21 protein-coding genes are annotated in these 19,187 nt (G+C 31.6%); 13 read left to right on the forward strand and 8 right to left on the reverse strand.

Features of this window, described 5'->3' with window-relative positions:
- Positions 1-241: 241 nt before the first annotated feature.
- Together DK442_RS18860 and DK442_RS18865 are read left to right on the forward strand one after the other, a co-directional pair.
- Entirely contained in the window at positions 242-1,075 is an 834-nt protein-coding gene (locus DK442_RS18860; RefSeq protein WP_109437450.1) for an OmpA family protein, read from the forward strand.
- Positions 1,076-1,224: 149 nt separating this feature from the next.
- Positions 1,225-1,635 (forward strand): DUF2541 family protein, encoded by a 411-nt coding sequence (locus DK442_RS18865; RefSeq protein ID WP_109437451.1) that lies wholly within the window; start codon positions 1,225-1,227, stop codon positions 1,633-1,635.
- A gap of 60 nt (positions 1,636-1,695) precedes the next feature.
- Here the strand turns inward: DK442_RS18865 and DK442_RS18870 are convergent, their stop codons facing one another.
- Together DK442_RS18870 and DK442_RS18875 are read right to left on the reverse strand one after the other, a co-directional pair.
- Complete coding sequence (locus DK442_RS18870; RefSeq protein ID WP_109437452.1) at positions 1,696-2,910, reverse strand: class I SAM-dependent rRNA methyltransferase; 1,215 nt, start codon at positions 2,908-2,910, stop codon at positions 1,696-1,698.
- A gap of 307 nt (positions 2,911-3,217) precedes the next feature.
- A complete protein-coding gene (locus tag DK442_RS18875) occupies positions 3,218-3,409 on the reverse strand; it encodes a hypothetical protein (protein ID WP_109437453.1) in 192 nt (63 codons plus the stop codon).
- A 607-nt stretch (positions 3,410-4,016) separates the two neighbouring features.
- Between DK442_RS18875 and DK442_RS18880 the strand changes: the two genes are divergently transcribed.
- From DK442_RS18880 to DK442_RS18890, 3 genes are all read left to right on the forward strand, one after another.
- Positions 4,017-4,328 carry a helix-turn-helix transcriptional regulator gene (locus DK442_RS18880; protein WP_109437454.1) on the forward strand — a complete coding sequence of 104 codons (312 nt, stop codon included), beginning with the start codon at positions 4,017-4,019 and terminating at the stop codon, positions 4,326-4,328.
- 68 nt (positions 4,329-4,396) lie between these two features.
- Positions 4,397-4,996 carry a short chain dehydrogenase gene (locus DK442_RS18885; protein WP_109437455.1) on the forward strand — a complete coding sequence of 200 codons (600 nt, stop codon included), beginning with the start codon at positions 4,397-4,399 and terminating at the stop codon, positions 4,994-4,996.
- An 18-nt stretch (positions 4,997-5,014) separates the two neighbouring features.
- Complete coding sequence (locus tag DK442_RS18890; protein WP_109437456.1) at positions 5,015-5,800, forward strand: PhzF family phenazine biosynthesis protein; 786 nt, start codon at positions 5,015-5,017, stop codon at positions 5,798-5,800.
- A 32-nt stretch (positions 5,801-5,832) separates the two neighbouring features.
- Here DK442_RS18890 and DK442_RS18895 read toward each other — a convergent pair whose 3' ends face one another.
- Complete coding sequence (locus tag DK442_RS18895) at positions 5,833-7,350, reverse strand: DEAD/DEAH box helicase (RefSeq protein ID WP_109437457.1); 1,518 nt, start codon at positions 7,348-7,350, stop codon at positions 5,833-5,835.
- A gap of 176 nt (positions 7,351-7,526) precedes the next feature.
- On the opposite strand from DK442_RS18895, the gene DK442_RS18900 reads away from it, so the two are divergent.
- The 5 genes from DK442_RS18900 (at position 7,527) to lpdA (ending at position 11,439) form a co-directional block, all read left to right on the forward strand.
- A complete protein-coding gene (locus tag DK442_RS18900) occupies positions 7,527-8,396 on the forward strand; it encodes an alpha/beta fold hydrolase (protein ID WP_109437458.1) in 870 nt (289 codons plus the stop codon).
- A 75-nt stretch (positions 8,397-8,471) separates the two neighbouring features.
- Entirely contained in the window at positions 8,472-8,963 is a 492-nt protein-coding gene (gene msrB / locus DK442_RS18905; protein WP_109437459.1) for a peptide-methionine (R)-S-oxide reductase MsrB, read from the forward strand.
- A complete protein-coding gene (gene msrB / locus DK442_RS18910; protein WP_109437460.1) occupies positions 8,960-9,355 on the forward strand; it encodes a peptide-methionine (R)-S-oxide reductase MsrB in 396 nt (131 codons plus the stop codon). Before msrB (DK442_RS18905) ends, msrB (DK442_RS18910) begins: the two co-directional genes overlap by 4 nt.
- Before the next feature lie 28 nt (positions 9,356-9,383).
- Entirely contained in the window at positions 9,384-9,866 is a 483-nt protein-coding gene (locus DK442_RS18915) for a hypothetical protein (protein ID WP_160114264.1), read from the forward strand.
- 181 nt (positions 9,867-10,047) lie between these two features.
- Positions 10,048-11,439 (forward strand): dihydrolipoyl dehydrogenase, encoded by a 1,392-nt coding sequence (gene lpdA, locus DK442_RS18920; RefSeq protein WP_109437462.1) that lies wholly within the window; start codon positions 10,048-10,050, stop codon positions 11,437-11,439.
- Positions 11,440-11,514: 75 nt separating this feature from the next.
- Here the strand turns inward: lpdA and aroQ are convergent, their stop codons facing one another.
- The 3 genes from aroQ to DK442_RS18935 form a co-directional block, all read right to left on the reverse strand.
- Positions 11,515-11,925 carry a type II 3-dehydroquinate dehydratase gene (aroQ, locus tag DK442_RS18925; RefSeq protein WP_109437463.1) on the reverse strand — a complete coding sequence of 137 codons (411 nt, stop codon included), beginning with the start codon at positions 11,923-11,925 and terminating at the stop codon, positions 11,515-11,517.
- Positions 11,926-11,929: 4 nt separating this feature from the next.
- Positions 11,930-12,553: a porin family protein gene (locus DK442_RS18930; RefSeq protein ID WP_109437464.1), complete on the reverse strand. Its 624-nt coding sequence runs from the start codon at positions 12,551-12,553 to the stop codon at positions 11,930-11,932.
- 163 nt (positions 12,554-12,716) lie between these two features.
- The gene (locus DK442_RS18935) at positions 12,717-13,310 is read right to left on the reverse strand and encodes a porin family protein (protein WP_109437465.1); all 594 of its coding nucleotides are present in this window, start codon (positions 13,308-13,310) and stop codon (positions 12,717-12,719) included.
- Positions 13,311-13,642: 332 nt separating this feature from the next.
- Here DK442_RS18935 and DK442_RS18940 point away from each other — a divergent pair, with 332 nt between their 5' ends.
- The 3 genes from DK442_RS18940 to DK442_RS18950 are packed head-to-tail and all read left to right on the forward strand — an operon-like array spanning position 13,643 to position 16,432.
- Positions 13,643-14,539 (forward strand): site-specific tyrosine recombinase, encoded by an 897-nt coding sequence (locus DK442_RS18940; protein WP_109437855.1) that lies wholly within the window; start codon positions 13,643-13,645, stop codon positions 14,537-14,539.
- The gene (locus DK442_RS18945; protein WP_109437466.1) at positions 14,539-15,495 is read left to right on the forward strand and encodes a hypothetical protein; all 957 of its coding nucleotides are present in this window, start codon (positions 14,539-14,541) and stop codon (positions 15,493-15,495) included. Before DK442_RS18940 ends, DK442_RS18945 begins: the two co-directional genes overlap by 1 nt.
- On the forward strand, positions 15,488-16,432 hold the full coding sequence (locus DK442_RS18950) for a leucine-rich repeat domain-containing protein (protein ID WP_109437467.1): 945 nt from the start codon (positions 15,488-15,490) through the stop codon (positions 16,430-16,432). Before DK442_RS18945 ends, DK442_RS18950 begins: the two co-directional genes overlap by 8 nt.
- Before the next feature lie 82 nt (positions 16,433-16,514).
- Here the strand turns inward: DK442_RS18950 and DK442_RS18955 are convergent, their stop codons facing one another.
- Both DK442_RS18955 and DK442_RS18960 read right to left on the reverse strand, forming a co-directional pair.
- Positions 16,515-17,396 (reverse strand): anti-sigma factor, encoded by an 882-nt coding sequence (locus DK442_RS18955; RefSeq protein ID WP_109437468.1) that lies wholly within the window; start codon positions 17,394-17,396, stop codon positions 16,515-16,517.
- A gap of 126 nt (positions 17,397-17,522) precedes the next feature.
- Positions 17,523-19,055, reverse strand: a complete 1,533-nt coding sequence (locus DK442_RS18960; protein ID WP_109437469.1) for an NAD(P)H-hydrate dehydratase — start codon at positions 19,053-19,055, stop codon at positions 17,523-17,525.
- Positions 19,056-19,187: the final 132 nt, after the last annotated feature.

A 19,187-nucleotide genomic window follows, 5' to 3' on the forward strand; every position in this document is an offset into this window, starting at 1 on the left:
AATCAATATTTTATTTAATAGAAAATTTGATTTACAATATGATATCATAGATACAAATTTGAAAATCAAACACTTAAAAAATATCTAGATATAGAACTTCCGTAAGAGTGTTACGGGATAATATTGTTTGTCAAAATTATTAACATATTTTAAGAAATTCATATGAAAACATTAATATCTGCAAAAGCAATAAATGCAGTTAGCGGTAGTTAATTAAACACTAATTATTAATTAAATAACCATGAAAAGATCATTCACATTAATTGCGTTATCTGGAGTTTTAGTTATGACATCCTGTGTATCTAAAAAGAAGTATGTTGCTCTTGAACAAGAATTACAAGACACACGTAGTACTTTACAGAAAACTGCAGTAGAAAAGGAAGAATTAGAAGAAAAATTTGCAAAGATTGAGTCCAGAGTGGCTGATTATAATGCTAAAATTAATTCTTTGAAAGAATCAAATGATGAGAAAATGGTGATGGTAGATGGGATTGCGGCTATTTCTAATAAAACAAAGGAAAGTATGAAAGCAACTTTAGCCAATGTTGATCAACAAAAACTAAAAGGAGCTACATCTTTAAAAGATTCAATGAATCTAGCAGTTTCTTACAATTTAAAAAGTAATCTATCTGATAACTTGAAAGAAGATGACGATATTTCTATAAACGTAGACAATACTGTTGTTATGATATCTATTTCAGATAAAATGCTTTTTAACAGTGGTAGCTACCGCATAAGCAATAAAGCTGATGAAGTATTACAAAAATTAGCAGATGTTATTAACTCTGAGCCAAGTTTAGAAGTTATGGTTGAAGGACACACTGATCCTAGAACCATAAGTAATGCTGTAATACAAGATAATTGGGATTTAAGTGTAAAAAGAGCTACATCAATTATCAGAAAACTACAAACATCTTATAATGTTGATCCTTCAAAATTAATTGCATCAGGAAGAAGCAGTTATAAACCTTTAGTAGAAAACGATTCTAAAGAAAATATGGCTATCAACAGACGTACTAGGATAGTTTTATTACCAAATATGGATAAGTTTTTTGCAATGCTATCCTCTAACTAACTATTATCGATATTAACCACTCTTATTGAAAGCGGGATGAATTATAATAATTCATCCCGCTTTCATTTTGAAATACTTTTTATTCTTTATGAAATTAAACCTTTTTGTAATTAAAGTGTCTTAATTACAAATCAAAACATTCATAAACTATGAAACATACAGCCACACAAAAAATTCACCATTCTTTATTATTATTATTTATCTTACTGATAACCAGTAGTTTTTCTTCAAATATTGCTAACTGGGAATATTTAGGCTCCAAAATAGTTAATTACAAATTAGATAAAGATATTATAAAAGTAACGGCCAAAGAAGGAGCGTTTAAAAAACTTAAAATAAAAATCACAGGAGGCTCTATTAATATGCACAGAATGGTTGTTCAATATGGTAATGGAGAAAAAGATGTGATCCAATTAAGATATAACTTTTCTCGTAGAAGTGCAACAAGAGTCATCGATTTAAAAGGAAACAAAAGAATTATAAGAGATATTACATTTTTCTATGACACCAAAAATTCATCAAGAAAAAAAGCAAAAATCCACGTGTTCGGAAGGCATTAAAAATAATCAAAGTAGTACCTCCCCTTCTATATTGTTAGGAGAGAAAGGTTACCATTGTAGTTAATGTACTCTATAATATCCACATTTAAGATATGCACCTTCTGCAAAAATTATAGGATGATCAATATCATGAGTTGTTTTTTCTAAAACTTCAAAAGTTCTGCCAGTACTTAAAATGTTATCCTCAGAGATTTTAAAAAAATCTTCTTTTATAACTCTCGAAGAACAAGAAGCTAATACTAACAATCCATTTTTAACTACTAATTGAGCTCCTAACCTAGCAAGTCGAGCATAGCTAGTTTTTGCTTTATCAATTTCATTCTCTCGTTTTGCAAACGAAGGTGGATCAATGACCACAATGTCAAACTTTTTATTTGTATTTATCAGATTTTGTAGTCCTTCAAAAGCATCGGCTACAATAATATTATGTTTTCCACTACATGTATTAAGGTTGACATTTTCTTTGGCCATATTTAAGGCATGCTTGCTAATATCAAGACTCACAACTTCATTAGCTCCACCGGCTAATGCATGCACAGAAAAGCCACCTGCATAAGAAAACACATCTAACACTGTTTTTTCTTTGGCTAACTCCCCTACTCTTTTTCGATTATGGCGATGATCCAGAAAATATCCAGTTTTGTGTCCTTTAATTACATTTGCTGAGAACAACACTCCATGTTCTCTAAAAACAACAACATCCTCTTCTAAAACCCCATAGATTACCCGACCATCTTTTAGATCATATAATTCGCCTTTAGATTGTAACAATCTGCTTAAACGTAGCACAACAGTAATACAACAGCTTATTGCAACCAAATGTTCCACAATGTAATTCAAATACGGAAACCAAATTTGTGAATATAACTTAATTACCAATACCCCATCATACACATCTGCAATACATCCCGGAAGATGATCATTTTCTCCAAATAACAGTCTATAACTATTTGTATCGGTTTCAAGTAAAGGTTTTCTTAATTCATATGCTTTTAAAATAATTGCTTCAAACCATTCTTTATTAATTTTGACTGGTTTCCCATAGTGTAAAAGCTTAACTCGTATTGGAGAATATGGATCGTACAACCCACAAGCCAAAAAAGTATTCTTTTTATTATCATAAACAACCACCAAATCTCCTGGATTACCCTCTTTATTTTGTTTAATAATACTATCTTCAAAAATCCAAGGATGCCTTCTTTTGACCATTTTCTCTGCAGAAGGCCTTAGTTTTATAGCAATTGTTTTTACGGGTATATTTGGAATAATATTCATCTTTTGCAAGATTAGTAATTATTTTTCTCTAATGATGTAATCTACCTCTTTATTTAATCAAAAAGTGGTTTAAGACCTGTGTGTATGCTTTATCAAATACAGTATGTCGATAGCAACAAAAAATCATTCATGTCTACAGATATCTCCTTGGGTAAAATATCTTAAAGAAACACAATTAGTATGGAGCCCTGTATACACAACCAACTTACTATTATTCTTAGCAATAATTTATGGCTAACAAATCATCAAATAAAAAAAGAGACTGTTAATTAACAGTCTCTTTTTCAAATCTTTTTTTGAGCAATGGTTAATACCACAGACAACCACCTGACCCTCCAATACCTATACACCTACCTGCATCGCAAATAGCCGCACCTGGTGCAAGTTCACAACAAAATATACCCCTCTGTTCACAAGCATAACGTGCTGCTCCAGAAATCTTACTTTGTTCTTCTTTACTTAGAGTTTTGATACCGTCTAAATTCAAAAGAATTTTCATTTGTGTAAATATATATGGTTAATTAAGGTCTATCGAATATTGATAATAGAAACTAGACAAATCTGTAAGTTTAATTTTAACATTAAAATATACTTACTTTCTTCTGTTACAAAGTCATTAAAATTATCAATTTATATTTATGATAAAAATAAGACAATTACTAGATATTCAAATACAGGAAAAACTCAAAATATATACTGTTTTAATACTAAAAACCGTAAAAACAAAAAGCACTCATCCCAAGAAATATCAGGATAAGCGCTCTCATCTATGTCGTTCGAACTTTTATTTTGTGTCAATAAAGAACAATGTATTTTTTTGAAACCTAGTAATTTTTTTTTGAAAAGCACCTATCCCAAGAAGTATTAAGATAAGCGCCTAACAGCTATTGTTAAAACTAATTTACTTTTATTCAATAAATTACAATTTCTTTATTACTTATATTTACTAGACGAGCATTATGAAATTTTGTTACAGATAAAATTATTTTTTTTATAAAACACTAAAAAACAGAATTTTAAAATACATAAAAGTACCCTGTAATAGCAGCGATAATTGTTTCCAATCACTTAACATATTTATAAAATTAAATATGTATATTTGTAAAATGAATAATCAAATGATTCTTGAGATAAATAAAGCCTTAGCAAATTCGACTCGGTTGGATATACTTAAATGGTTGAAAGATCCTGAAGCAAATTTTCCACCCCATATAGAACTAGGACATTTTAACGATGGTGTCTGTGGACAAAATATTAAAGATAAGTCGGGATTATCACAACCAACAATATCTCACTACCTTACAGGGATGAGAAAGGCCGGATTGCTTATAGCAACAAGGCATGGAAAATGGACGTACTTTAAAAGGAACGAAAAAGTAATAAAAGAGTTCTTAGAAATTATGAATAAAGAATTGTAAAAATTTAGTATAACATATTTACAAAATTAAATATATAATTATAAAAATATATAAATTAAAAATCAAATATGAAAGTTTTAGTAATCGGTTCAAGTGGCACTATAGGTTCAGCTATATATAAAAGACTGGTAAGTCAGAGTCATGAAGTATATGGAGCCCATAGAGGTAGTACTGACTACCCTATCGATATTACAGATGTGAATTCTATTAAACATCTATTCAAAAAACTCCCAAAATTAGATGCTGTAATTAATGCCGCAGGGACGGCATCATGGAAACATTTTTCTGATCTTAAAGAAGAAGATTATTATGTAGGAATAAAAAGTAAACTAATGGGACAGGTAAATTTAGTACACATAGCAAAAAACTATTTAAAAGATAATGCTTCCATTACATTAACAACTGGTATCCTTGCAGAACATTATGAGCCTAATGCCGTAGGACTTTCTCTTGTAAATGGTGCAATACATAGTTTTGTAAATGCAGCCTCTAATGAACTTGATCGAGGTATCAGGCTCAATGTCGCAGCTCCTGGTGCAATTGCAGGTGATTTTCCTGAAAACAAAAAATTTGCTGGGTATTTCCCGGTAAATATTGAAGATGTAGTTAATGTATATACAGAAATATTAACTAGTGATACTACTGGCATGATTTATAAAAAATATTAACTCATTTAAAATAAAACAATGAAAATACCCATATATCAGGTAGATGCTTTTACCAAAACTTTATTTGGAGGTAACCCAGCTGCTATCTGTCATTTGCCATATTGGCTTGATGATAAAACGTTATTAAATATTGCAATAGAAAACAACTTGGCAGAAACAGGATATTTTGTAAAAAAAGATGATATTTATGAAATAAGATGGTTTATGCCATATGAAGAAATTGATTTATGTGGACATGCCACATTAGCATCTGCTTATATCATTTTTAATTATCTGGATACATCTATAGATGAAGTTACATTTTCTTCAAAAAGTGGAATACTTAAGGCAAAAAAAGAAGATAATGGGTCAATCACTTTAGATTTTCCTTCTAGGATGCCTGCACCAATTGAAATTCCAAAAGAAGTATATGATGCATTTAAAGTAAAACCTATTGCGACTTATGCAGCAAGAGATTTAATTATTACACTTTCTTCTGAGAAAGAAATATTAAACGCTTCGCCAAACCTAGAAGCACTTAAAGAACTTCCATATTTATGCACTATAATTACTGCTAAAGGTAAAAATGTTGATTTTGTATCTCGCGTTTTTGATGCCAATCCAGAAGCACATCCTGAAGATCCTGTAACAGGCTCAGCTCATGCTTCTCTTGTTCCTTTTTGGGCAGAAAAATTAAATAAAAAACATCTCTTTGCAGAACAATTATCAGCAAGAAGAGGGCAATTAGAATGTAGAATTGAAGGAGATCGTGTTTTTCTAAGCGGGTATTCGGTACTTTATTTAGTTGGGGAGATAGAAATATAAACACATTATCTAACCTAAGATTAATCAATTGTTTAATCCATAAATAATTGATTAATCTTGGATCTCAGTTTTCGTTTATAATCCTCTTCCAACCAATCCCGATAGTTTTTGGTACTTTTACTAATACAATAAGAATATCGACGTACCCTATATTCTATATCCTGATCCAAAAGTTTGCTCAAAATTCGAGCATCAAAAACATCTTCACTATTCTGAACACACATTTTTGCATGTTGCTCTATGGATTTTTCAAGAACGGTAAGACTTCTCAATCCAAAACGTTTTGTTTTTGCGTATTCTTCTTCAATATCAAAATCAATATCTTCAGAATTTGAAAATTCTTTTCTTAAATCTTCAGGAAGTACGTATTTAAAATTACGTTCAATCTCTTCATCCCCCACTAGATTATCATAATAAAAATCAGGAGACCTAAATATAGATTGCCAATCCACATCAGAATTCCATAAACCAAATCTCGCCGTGTTATTGCCCAAATCCAGTATAGAAAATTCTTGTTTGGTTGGCAGAATCCTGGATCCTCTACCAATCATTTGGAAATACAATGTAAGTGATTTTGTTGCCCGATTAAGTATAATACATTCTACTGTAGGCTCATCAAAACCCGTAGTGAGAATACTAACCGAAGTAAGTATAGCATCCTTAGTATTTTTAAACCATGCTAAAATATCTTCTCTTTCTTGTTTACTATTCGTATTATCCAAATGGCGAATAGCATATCCTGCTTTTTTAAAGGTCTCATACACATAAATGGATGTATTGATCCCATTATTAAAAATCAGTGTCTTTTTACCTTTTGCTCTTTCTTCATATGAATACAACAATTTATCTTGCATTAACATATTTGTATACAACTCTTCTGATGATTTTACAGTATAATCACCGTTCATTCCTATCTTAAGAGACCCTAACCCTACATCGTAGGTATATATAACAGGAGTTGCTAAAAATCCGCTATTTATCAATGAACTAATTGTATCTCCAACAATCAATTCATTATAATTATCTTTCATGGGAAGTTTCATATTAGAACTAAGCGGTGTAGCGGTTACTCCCAGGATAAAACAATTTTTAAAAAAACGAAAGAGCTTTCTAAATGAGTTATAATGTGCCTCATCAATAATAACCATTCCAATATTATCGAGTTCTAAATGATCTTCATTTAATCTATTATTCAGTGTCTCGACCATAGCAACAAAGCACATATACTCGTTTTGATCATCGAGTTGCTTTACCGAGCTATTTATAATTTTATTTTTAACTCCAAATTCGGTAAGCATTTTAGAGGTTTGACCACAAAGCTCTATACGGTGTGTAAGAACAACTACTTTTTTTCTGGAAGACTCAATATACCTTCTTACTATTTCAGAAAATATAACAGTTTTTCCCCCTCCTGTTGGAAGTTGATATAATAGATTATATTTTTCTGGAAACTCTTGTAAGCGACTAAATATCTTGTCTATATCCCGTTTCTGGTAATCATATAGTACTTTTTGTTCTTTTTTACCTATCCCTGTGGGTTGTAATCCCATGTAGCCCTCTATTAAAAAATAAGCTACAAAATTAAATACTTTAAAAGGTTATATAAAGGAATTAGAGAAATATATTTGTTCACTCATTTTTTTTAGAATGTTAATTAATCATAATTGTTTAACTGAAAGGGGTTTCTTGTTTTAATTTTAACATTTATAAAAGCGAAATAGTTATAATGAATAAAGAGGATAAAGATTTAATTCCCGTTCAAACCCTTCTAATTCCCAAATCTATTTTATATACAGGGAAAATTCTAAATTGGATCTCCCCCCTTTTAGCCTCGAGATTTGCAGCTAGAATATTTTTGACACCATTTGGCTATAAAATCCCTGAAAGGGAAAAGAAAATGTATGCTACAAGCAAAAAAGAGCAAATCTTTATTAGAAAAATTAATAGAGAGGTTATGGTATATACTTATGGTGATTCAAAAAAGAAAATTCTTCTTGTACATGGTTGGTCAGGAAGTGGTACACAACTTTCGAAAATAGCTGATGCCTTAATAGCAAAAGGATATAGCACCATAAGCTTTGATGCTCCGGCTCATGGAGATTCTCCTGGAAAAAGAACAATGTTACCCCATTTTATAGAAACGATTTATCAGTTAGAAGAAATGTACGGTCCTTTTGAAGCAGCAATTGGGCATTCTTTAGGAGGAATGTCACTCCTAAGAGCTACAAAATATGGTTTACAAATTAAAAAATTGGTAATTATAGGTACTGCAAATAGTATTACTGCTATAACCAAAAATTTCGCAAAAAACTTACAATTAAATAAAAAAGTAGCTCGTTTACTAAAAGCATATTTTGATAAAAGATATGGTGAAGATCTTGACAATTATTCTGGTGCAATTTCCGCTTCGGGTGTTAATATCCCCACTTTGGTAGTACATGACAAAAATGATGTAGATGTTCATTATAGTGCAGCTTATGAAATCAATGATAACCTGACAAATGGTAAGCTACTGATAACTGAACAATTAGGTCATAGAAAAATTTTAGGTACTCTAGAAGTTATCTCCAAAATCGAAAATTTTATTTTGGAATAGTTGTTGATACGTTATTCATAGAGTATTTGTACGACTATTAATTAAAACTTTATTTAACTTTATTCAAAAAAAAACATGAAACGTTTAATTTTAATATGTTTAGGAGTTCTAACAATTAGCTGTACAAGTAATGCTCAACAAAAAACAGTTAAGGAAAAAAAGACATATTCAGTTAGTAAGACTAATGCCGAATGGAAAAAAATCTTAACCTCTGACCAATATTATATTCTCAGACAAGCCGGAACAGAAAGACCTTTCTCTAGCCCTTTAAACAAGCTATATGTAAAGGGTACATTTCATTGTGCGGCTTGCAACACTCCATTATACGAGAGTGAACATAAATTTGATAGCGGTACTGGTTGGCCAAGTTTTGATCGTGCTGTAAAAGGTAGTGTAGATAAAGATGTTGATCATAAATTAGGATATGCAAGATCAGAACTGTTATGTGGAACTTGTGGAGGACACTTAGGCCATGTATTTAATGATGGCCCAAGAGAAACTACAGGAATGAGACATTGTATAAATGGAGATGCTTTAATTTTTACACCAAAAGAATCGAAGAAATGAGTAAATATCCGATACAGAAATCTGAAGCTGAATGGAAGACAGAACTTACAGAAGAACAATATAGAGTATTAAGACAAAAGGGAACAGAAAGACCATTTACGGGAGAGTTCAATATGCATTTTGATAAAGGTACATATGAATGTATGGCATGTCATGTTGCTTTATTTGATAGCACTACAAAATTTGATTCTGGATGTGGATGGCCCAGTTTTGATGAAGCCATAGAAGGAAGTATCGAATATGTTAGAGATACCTCACATGGTATGATAAGAACAGAAATATTGTGCGCAAACTGCGGTAGTCATCTCGGTCATGTGTTTGATGATGGCCCTACAGCAAGCGGTCAGCGATATTGCGTAAACTCGGTAAGTATAGACTTTGATAAAAAATAAATTTACAACAAATAAATATTTAGAATTCATGAAGAAAATTTTCACATTACTTTGTATAACTACGTTTATGTTAACATCTTGTTCTAATGACGATGATACAGATTTTGATACTATTGGGCAATCATTTGAAGTTGACAATGTAGATTTTAGACCAGATATTGATGGATTTATTGCTGTGAATATCCCGTTTCCTGCTGGTGTCGAGGTATTTGATGCAGATGTAGTATTAGTATATCGTCTAGAAGAAGTTTTTGAAGGTAATGACGTATGGGAACCTTTACCTACTCCTCTAATTATAGAGGCTGGAGGAGAATTAACCTATAGATTTAATTTTACAATAAATGATGTGGATATTCTTATGGATACTCCTGATTTCAATTTAGTCCCACCTAGGTACACAGATAATCAAGTATTTAGAATTGTAATAGTTCCATCTAGATTTGCTCAAGATTCAAAAATAGATTTTTCAGACATTAACGCTGTGCAATCTGCACTTAAACTTGATTTTTAAAGAGAGTTTCAATTATAATTAATACTATTATTATAGAAAGTATTAAAAATTAACACTATCCTTTGGGTAGTGTTTTTTTTATACTCCTTAATGATATAATTCATATTCTTATGGAATGCTTAAATCCTTTTTTGGTTAGCCGAATTATCCTTAAATTCGTGACTTCAAAAAATCGACATTTATGAGCACATATGATATCATCGTTTTAGGGAGTGGTCCCGGCGGGTATGTAACCGCAATTCGAGCTTCACAATTGGGTCTTAAAACCGCAATAATAGAAAAAGAAAGTTTAGGAGGAGTTTGCTTAAACTGGGGATGTATCCCTACAAAGGCATTACTAAAAAGTGCACAGGTATTCGAATACCTTAAGCACGCTTCAGATTATGGACTTACTGTAGATAAGTTTGATAAAGATTTTGATGCTGTTGTAAAGCGTAGCCGTGGAGTTGCTGATGGAATGAGCAAAGGTGTTCAGTTTCTGATGAAAAAGAATAAAATCGATGTTATTAATGGTTTCGGAAAACTAAAAGCTAGCAATAAAATTGAAGTTACTGATACTGATGGTAAAACTTCAGAATATGAAGCAAAACATATTGTTATTGCTACCGGTGCCAGATCAAGAGAACTACCAAATTTACCACAAGATGGTAAAAAAGTAATTGGTTATAGAGAAGCAATGACTCTAGAATCTCAGCCAAAGAAAATGATCGTTGTTGGATCTGGTGCTATCGGAGTAGAGTTTGCACATTTTTATAACGCTATGGGAACTGAAGTTACTATTGTAGAATTCCTTCCTACTCTTGTCCCTCTAGAAGATGAAGAAGTATCTAAGCAGTTTGAACGAAACTTCAAAAAAGCTGGTATTAAGGTAATGACAAATTCTTCTGTAGAAAGTGTAGATACTAGTGGCGATGGTGTAAAAGCTACAGTAAAAACTAAAAAAGGAGAAGAAGTTCTTGAAGCAGATATTGTATTATCTGCTGTAGGAATCAAAACCAATATAGAAAATATAGGATTAGAAGAATTAGGTATTGCAACTGATAGAGATAAAATAGTTGTAAACGATTGGTATCAAACCAATATCCCGGGAGTTTACGCAATTGGAGATGTTGTACATGGACCAGCATTGGCTCACGTAGCATCTGCCGAAGGGATTACATGTGTAGAAAAAATTGCAGGAATGCATGTTGAAGCAATTGATTATGGAAATATCCCTGGATGTACATATGCCTCGCCAGAAATTGCGAGTGTGGGAATGACAGAAAAACAAGCTAAAGAAGCTGGTTATGAATTAAAAATAGGTAAATTTCCTTTCTCTGCATCTGGAAAAGCAAGTGCTGCCGGAACTAAAGACGGTTTTGTCAAAGTAATATTTGATGCTAAATATGGTGAGTGGCTAGGATGCCACATGATTGGAGCAGGTGTTACTGATATGATCGCTGAAGCCGTTTTAGGTAGAAAATTAGAAACGACAGGACATGAAGTACTAAAAGCAATCCACCCTCACCCAACAATGAGTGAAGCTGTAATGGAAGCTGTGGCTGATGCTTATGGTGAAGTAATCCATCTATAAAAAGGAAAAATAAACATAAAAAAAACACCTTACGATCAGTAAGGTGTTTTTTTATTCTGTATACAATCTTGTTAATTAAAAACTTTGTAGAGCTAACTCATAGCTTTGCAAGCCAAAACCTAAAATAACGCCTTTTGCATTTGGAGAAATATAGGACTGATGTCTAAATTCTTCTCTTCCAAATGTATTAGAAATATGAACTTCTACCACAGGAGTTGATATTGCTTTTATAGCATCTCCAATCCCTATAGAAGTATGGGTATAAGCTCCTGCATTAAGAACAACACCATCAAATAGGTCATCTGCTTCCTGTATTTTAGTGATTAATTCTCCTTCGATATTAGATTGAAAATAAGTTAATTCTATTGAAGAAAACTGCTCTTGTAATTGAACAAAAAATTGATCAAACGTTTGGCTGCCATATATTCCCGGTTCTCTCTTCCCTAGAAGATTTAAATTAGGGCCATTTAATATTAAAATCTTCATATTACTAATCGTTCTGTCTTCTGTTATTTTTAGTTTTAAATAAATACCCTACCGATATTTGACCTACAGCATTCTTATTATCAATATCTGCCCCTTCTATATCAACAATATTTGTTAATCCCAGGTTATAACGTACTTGAAAAAACAAACCGCTCTCTAGTTTATAACCTGCTCCAAATCCCCAACTAAAATCAAAATTAGAAAAGGAATCAAAGAATTCATCAGGAGTATCTTCTGCAGATTCACTAGCATTGGCTAATGTGGCCAATTGAGGACCTGTTTCCAAGCTAAATTTATCTGTAAAATAGACCTTGGCAACAACAGGTAGTGCTAAATAATTTAAACTAATTTTATTCTCCTCCCCTGCTTCATCAAATGTATACCCTTGTGCAGAGTACAAAACTTCTGCCTGTATAAAAAATCGACGAGTAATAGGAAACTCTATCACTGCTCCCAAATGAACGCGTATTCTAGCATCAGTATCTTCTGCATCTCCCGTAATGTTTGCATAATTTCCTCCAAACTTAAATCCGGCACGTGTATACAATGCCTCGCCTTCATCCTGGCTATATAATGAAGAGGTTATAACCATTAAGATGGTTGTGATTAAAAAAAAATTATTTCTCATTCGTCTTATTTAAATTGTAATATAATAAAATAGGCTTATCTATTCTATATCTAAATACTATTAACTATTCAAAAGTAGTTTTATTTTTTAGAATCCAGAAACTACAAACAAAAAAGCATCCTAAAATATCAGGATGCTTTTATTTATTTTTAATTATACTATATTAGAACTTATACCCTACAGAAAGTTGGATTACCGAGTTTTTTTGTTTTACATCATCAGAACTTTCAGTATCATTAATATTAGATAAACCCAAATTATAACGACCATCAAAAAATAATCCCATATCCAATTGATATCCTAGACCAAAATTTAGTCCAAAATCAATTCCTTTAATTGCATCATCAATATCATTGTCTTCATCGACTCCAGGTCCTTCAACTTTGGCCTTGGCAGAAGTTAGAAATCCAATTTGAGGCCCTGCCTGAAGGCTAAATCCTTGAGCCACATAATACTTTGCCATTAATGGAATATTAATGTAATTTATTTTTGTAGTAGTTTCTAAATTACCAACATCTAATTTAGCCCCTTGAGAAGAATATAATAATTCAGGTTGAAAGGCAAATTTCTCTGAAATTGGAATTTCAACTAATGCTCCAATATGGAAACCAGTTCTCCCATCAACACCATCTGTTCCATCTCCAGAAATATTAGCAAAGTTAACACCCGCTTTTGCTCCAAATCTAATTGATTCCTCCTGTGCAGTAGCCACCAAACTAAGAGAAGCTAAAACTGCAAATAACATAAGTTTTTTCATAATGTAATTGATTTTGTAAATTCAACGGTAAAACTAACCCTTTTACCGATTTAACAATACAACAAATGGTTTTTAAATTATGTCGTAATAACACTCCTCTTTCCAAGTTATTCAAAATAAAACTATGACATTACAAAAAACGATAATGGTGATTTTTAAATTTACAAACACAAAAAATACTGATGCAAATCTTATCATAAAATAATGATACAGAAGGTAACTTTCAATTTAACATTGAATATGCTTTATTTTTATAATAAAATCATCAATTTTTTATACTATTAAACTGTTTCAGGTATTTTGGGATGGTTTTCTTTTTTATATTAGAGGCAATGAAATGGAATCATGCCATAAAAGATTACGAACACTACTTAAAAATAGAAAGAGGACTTTCTGAAAACTCTATTATTAATTATACTCTAGATATACAAAGACTTTTAAAATATCTTGAAGAGCAAAATATAGAATCTACTCCCCTTTCTATAGAAAAAGAAATACTACAACAATTTGTCTTTGAGACAGCAAAATTGGTAAATGCTCGTTCACAATCAAGGATTATTTCGGGATTAAAAAGCTTTTTTAATTACTTAGTATTTGAAGATTATAGGGATTCCAATCCTATGGAACTTATAGAATCTCCAAAAATAGGCAGAAAGCTACCTGATACATTATCTTTAGAAGAAATAGATCTTATCATTAATCAAATAGATCTAAGCACGCCAGAAGGAGAACGTAACAGGGCTATTATAGAAACTTTATATGGATGTGGATTAAGAGTAAGTGAACTTACAGAATTAAAATTGTCTAGTTTGTTTTTTGATGAAGGATATATAAGTGTTACCGGTAAAGGTAATAAACAAAGGTTTGTACCTATAGGTGAAGTAACTCAAAAATATATTAATCTATACACCACACAAATAAGAAATCATATCGATATCAAAAAAGGATTTGAAGATACATTATTTTTAAATCGAAGAGGTAGACAACTTACTCGAGCTATGATTTTTACCATTACAAAACGTCTAGTTGAAAAAGCAGGAATACATAAACAAGTTAGTCCACATACATTTAGACATTCATTTGCTACTCACTTGTTGGAGAATGGTGCAGATTTAAGAGCAATACAAATGATGTTAGGTCACGAAAGTATTACAACTACAGAAATATATATGCATATAGACAGAAGTCATTTAAGCGAAGTAATACATTCATTTCACCCAAGGAGATAATGAATACATATATAGCAAGGATATTGATTTTTCTATGTATATTCTTAAACTGTTCGCTCTTATTTTCACAAAGAATAGATGCAGATGGAGGTATTCTTTTGAAAGCCGAAATTACCCTTGGAAATCAGAATCAATGGTTGAAAGTGGGTGTTTTTGGGTTTGGAACTTTGAATTATGGAGATCTTTCTCTGGAAAGTGGAATATCATTTGCGTCTTATCAATTTAGGAAACGACATACTATAAAATTGAATGGTCTAGCTTATTCATATGAATTCTTTGCCTTAGGAGGAATTGGCAAAAACAGTAATTTATTGGGCTCTTCAATATCAAACATGAATAACGCTATTATATTTAACCCTCTTGGGAAAGGAGGTTTTAATGGACTAGGGTTTGGGTTTGGTAAAGATCACTTACCAAAAAAATTAAAAACATATGGACTAAAACGTGGAGCATTATTTATGAGGTTTAGTAATGCTAACCATAACATACATCTTACTTTTTTGAATGATTTTAGAATTGGTTGGTTTAGTGGAGCTGGAACAGATTATGGAGTTACTGGTTCTCTCGATATTGGTTTTACTAAGATTGAGGATAACAAAACTATTTACCAACTTGGTTTTGGAGTTGATCTATTTACATCAAGACCAAATTACAGCAAATCTCCCAGAAACCCTATAAATTCAGATGATGGACGTAAAAACGTATGGTTTACCTTAGGTCCTTATGAAGATTTATTTTATGGAAATTTATATGGTTATGGCACCTATCAGAACGATACGTATAGTATTCATACAAGATTAGGTACGAATAGTCAAAAAGCAGGGGCTTATATTCAAAATATACTACATGATGGTATTGGTTTAAATCCTCGTTTTCCATGGAAAGTAGAAACAGCAGATAAGCTATATCTCGAAGTTACAGGAAATACATTTTATAAATCCACTACAGATGACTAATAAATGGAACATTATATCAGTATTCCTTATAATATTACTATACAGTAGTTGTAATACTTATACTACTTACTACAGTAAAACTTATACTTCGACTCCAAACCGTAATAAATCAAAAGTTCATAGACTTGATTTTAGTAATAAAAACGTCGAATCTTTAGCAGAATATATTGTAAAAAACAAGAATCTTAAAATGCTAAATCTTAGTAATACTAAGATTTCAAATTTAGATAATATATTTATACAATTAGGAAAACACACTCAAATAGAAATACTAATAATAGATAGTTTAGATATATCAAGACTGCCAAAATCGATCAAAACATTATCCCACTTAAAACAATTATCCTTATCCTATAATCCAAAACTAAACCTTGAAGATACGTTTTCTAAAATTTCGGATCTACCTATTGAGTTTCTAAATCTTAAAGGAAATAATATCGCCAAACTTCCTGATAATACAACTTCATTACATCATATAAAAGATCTTAATTTATCATACAATATATTATCAGAAAAGCATAATTATACACTTTTGGGTGAATTACCTAATCTTTATTCATTATGGATTGATCATAACAATCTCGATCAATTACCAGAAACGATTGGTGCATTAGATCAAGTTCGTTTCTTATATATTGATCACAACAATCTAAATGTATTACCTAATAGTATCTCTGCAATGAAAAAAACATGGGTAATACACGCAGGATATAATCAATTCACCGAACTACCTTCTGCCTTTACAAAAATGAAATCTCTATTTATGGTTCATATCAACAATAATAATATAAAAAGTATCTCAGAAGCTTATGAAAAAGAAAAATACCCATTAGCTGGTTTGATTCTGGATAATAACCCACTTCTTAATTCTGAAAAGGAAAAAGCAAAAAAACTCTTTAAAGGATTCTTTTTACTCTCTTTTGAACAAAACCAATAAAGATTTAAAAAATATTTATACAATAAAAAACTCTTACTATAATAAGTAAGAGTTTTTATCATTTTTATAACTATATAATGTCTTAATTTGGTCTAGTCACTCTTCCTGAAGGGACTGCTGTATTTGAAGTCATCGTTACAGGATTAGCAGGACCTGTTGTAATCCCTGCTGTTGCACTAAGAGGTTCTATAAAAAAAGGATTAGAATCATTATCCTGAAAAGGCTCAACAGTAATAAATACTCTTTTACTAGTAACTGCCGCAGGAAATGTAATTCCTGATAATGAAACCTGACTTGGAATAACTAGAAAATCTTCACCAGGAAAACTAGGAACATCACCTCCAGAACCTTTAAATAAATTTCCATCATCTGTAGCGTTAACATCAGAAAAAGTTCCTGTAGATACAATTTTATTTCCAAAATCAACCCAACCTTCATATTTCCATCCACTTGCTAAAGTAGGAAGCGAAAGACCAGCTGCATTTGCACCATTCATAAACCAAACCCCAAACTCATCATTACCATTATCTACGCCTCCAGCATTATCTGTAGGAGTCGCTAAAAAAAACTGCCCAGAAGCAGCAGACAGATCAGCCACAACAGTCTGAAAAGTAAGTGGTGCCGCAGTACCACTAAAATTACCAGTTAATATTTTAGCATCTGAAGGTCCATTATCAATATCTCCGGCAGGTTCTATAGTAATTACAAATTGACTAGCGGCCGCAGCATCTTCTGCAAATACATCCAGATTAACTATGCCAGAAGGGTCTGTAAATTTTGCTGTGGGTATCGTCTGCCCATTTACAATAAGCCAACCTTGATAAGAACTTCCTCCTGTAAGAGGTTGTAATCCAATAGTCTCTAATTGCAAAGTAGTTACTGGAGGTCCGTCATCATCACTAGAACACGAAGTGAATAATACCCCTAAAATAAGAGTCACTAAAACTAAAATTTTTCTTGTCATCATTTTGCTTTTATATTATTATTCAAATGTAAATACATTACAATAAAATTAACTCTAAAACACTCACAAAATTGTATAAAAAATTATATTATTTTAATGTAAAATAGTAAACCTTTATACTCCAAATTATTCTACTTGACCTTCTGCTTCTGGTCTTTTAAACAACTCAAGAAACGCAGCACCAATGTAAGAGGTAATATCACTTGCCAATAAACCTTCGAAACTAGTCTGTTGAATCACTATATCCGCAGAGCTTCCATGTAAATATGTTCCAAAAACAGCTGCATGAAGAGGTTCGTATCCTTGGGATAATAAACCCGTAATTATTCCTGTAAGTACATCTCCGCTTCCAGCAGTTGCCATTCCTGGGTTTCCCGTAGTATTTACATATAGTTGGTTGTCATAAATGGTTATAGAATTGGCACCTTTAATAACAACAATACAATCGTATTCCTTTGAGAATGCTTTTGTTTTTTCAATCTTGTCAAAATCATCTTTCCATTCTCCAATTAATCGTTGTAATTCTTTTGGATGTGGTGTTAAAATGGTTTTCTCTGGTAGGTTTTCAAAAAATTGAAGATGTTTTGACAAAATATTAATACCATCAGCATCTACCACTAGCCTGGATTGGTTATGTTTTAAGAATTTTTCAAACGCTTTTACGGTCTTCTCGTTTGTCCCCATCCCAATACCAATACCAATAGCTGTTGGCTTAAAGTCAAGATGAATCTCTGCCAATTCATCATCATCATCTGTAATGACCATCGCTTCTGGAACTGAAGATTGCATAACTTCATATCCGCACTCTGGTAGATATGCAGAGACCAAACCAGCACCAATTCTTAATGCAGATCTTGTAGCTAATACTACACTCCCAATTTTTCCATAACTCCCTCCAATAATTACACAATGTCCAAAGGTTCCTTTATGGCTAAATTTATGCCTTGGTCGATATAATGGAAGTACTTCATTTTTGCTAATTAATATGCCAACACCAGGGCTTTGAGTTAAAAAATTACGATCCAGACCTATATCTATTACTTCCAAATCTTGTGTATACATACCTGTTTGAGGTAAAAAGAAAACTAGTTTTGGTAATTGAAAAGTAACCGTAGTATTCGCATAAATGACTGCCTCAGAATCATCCGGAGCCTTATCAACATATAATCCTGATGGAATATCAATAGAAAGTGTAAAACACCTAAAAGTATTGAGATGCTTAATTAATTGACCAACCCAAGAAACTAAAGGTCTGTTAAGACCAATACCAAAAATAGCATCAATAATCATATCCTCTCTACTAACTGTAGGAAAATCTTCTTTAGATTTAAGTTGTATAGGCCACGAAGATGTAATCTCTTTTAATCGATCATAATTAACCAAAAAATCTTTGGATCTGTTCTCACTGAAATTAACAATATAGGTTTTAATATTATAACCATGTTCTAATAATAATCGTGAAACAACCAACCCATCGCCTCCATTATTTCCAATACCGCAAAAAACATGAATTAAAACTGGAGCTCCTTGTAATCGATTATGAATTAAATTAAAAACTTGCTGAGCCGCTTGTTCCATTAATTCTAATGATGTAATGTTTTTGGATTGCATAGTAGCTTCATCCGCCATGCGCATTTGTTGCGCAGAAAATATCTTCATAAAGTTAAATTTTTACAATTGTTTCTATTGTTTACAAATATGATCTTAATTAGATCTATTTCATTTATTTTTTTGGGAATTTTATAATGAAACAAGTCATTAATTATTGAAATAACAAAAGTTTAAGAATAC

The sequence above is a fragment of the Aquimarina sp. AU119 genome (assembly GCF_900312735.1).
In the GTDB taxonomy this organism is placed as follows: Bacteria; Bacteroidota; Bacteroidia; order Flavobacteriales; family Flavobacteriaceae; genus Aquimarina; species Aquimarina algiphila.

Coding starts and splice junctions, on each gene's coding strand:
- DK442_RS18860 (WP_109437450.1), top strand. CDS start 242: ATGAAAAGATCATTCACATTAATTGCGTTATCTGGAGTTTTAGTTATG.
- DK442_RS18865 (WP_109437451.1), top strand. CDS start 1,225: ATGAAACATACAGCCACACAAAAAATTCACCATTCTTTATTATTATTA.
- DK442_RS18870 (WP_109437452.1), bottom strand. CDS start 2,910: ATGAATATTATTCCAAATATACCCGTAAAAACAATTGCTATAAAACTA.
- DK442_RS18875 (WP_109437453.1), bottom strand. CDS start 3,409: ATGAAAATTCTTTTGAATTTAGACGGTATCAAAACTCTAAGTAAAGAA.
- DK442_RS18880 (WP_109437454.1), top strand. CDS start 4,017: ATGAATAATCAAATGATTCTTGAGATAAATAAAGCCTTAGCAAATTCG.
- DK442_RS18885 (WP_109437455.1), top strand. CDS start 4,397: ATGAAAGTTTTAGTAATCGGTTCAAGTGGCACTATAGGTTCAGCTATA.
- DK442_RS18890 (WP_109437456.1), top strand. CDS start 5,015: ATGAAAATACCCATATATCAGGTAGATGCTTTTACCAAAACTTTATTT.
- DK442_RS18895 (WP_109437457.1), bottom strand. CDS start 7,350: ATGGGATTACAACCCACAGGGATAGGTAAAAAAGAACAAAAAGTACTA.
- DK442_RS18900 (WP_109437458.1), top strand. CDS start 7,527: ATGAATAAAGAGGATAAAGATTTAATTCCCGTTCAAACCCTTCTAATT.
- msrB (WP_109437459.1), top strand. CDS start 8,472: ATGAAACGTTTAATTTTAATATGTTTAGGAGTTCTAACAATTAGCTGT.
- msrB (WP_109437460.1), top strand. CDS start 8,960: ATGAGTAAATATCCGATACAGAAATCTGAAGCTGAATGGAAGACAGAA.
- DK442_RS18915 (WP_160114264.1), top strand. CDS start 9,384: ATGAAGAAAATTTTCACATTACTTTGTATAACTACGTTTATGTTAACA.
- lpdA (WP_109437462.1), top strand. CDS start 10,048: ATGAGCACATATGATATCATCGTTTTAGGGAGTGGTCCCGGCGGGTAT.
- aroQ (WP_109437463.1), bottom strand. CDS start 11,925: ATGAAGATTTTAATATTAAATGGCCCTAATTTAAATCTTCTAGGGAAG.
- DK442_RS18930 (WP_109437464.1), bottom strand. CDS start 12,553: ATGAGAAATAATTTTTTTTTAATCACAACCATCTTAATGGTTATAACC.
- DK442_RS18935 (WP_109437465.1), bottom strand. CDS start 13,310: ATGAAAAAACTTATGTTATTTGCAGTTTTAGCTTCTCTTAGTTTGGTG.
- DK442_RS18940 (WP_109437855.1), top strand. CDS start 13,643: ATGAAATGGAATCATGCCATAAAAGATTACGAACACTACTTAAAAATA.
- DK442_RS18945 (WP_109437466.1), top strand. CDS start 14,539: ATGAATACATATATAGCAAGGATATTGATTTTTCTATGTATATTCTTA.
- DK442_RS18950 (WP_109437467.1), top strand. CDS start 15,488: ATGACTAATAAATGGAACATTATATCAGTATTCCTTATAATATTACTA.
- DK442_RS18955 (WP_109437468.1), bottom strand. CDS start 17,396: ATGACAAGAAAAATTTTAGTTTTAGTGACTCTTATTTTAGGGGTATTA.
- DK442_RS18960 (WP_109437469.1), bottom strand. CDS start 19,055: ATGAAGATATTTTCTGCGCAACAAATGCGCATGGCGGATGAAGCTACT.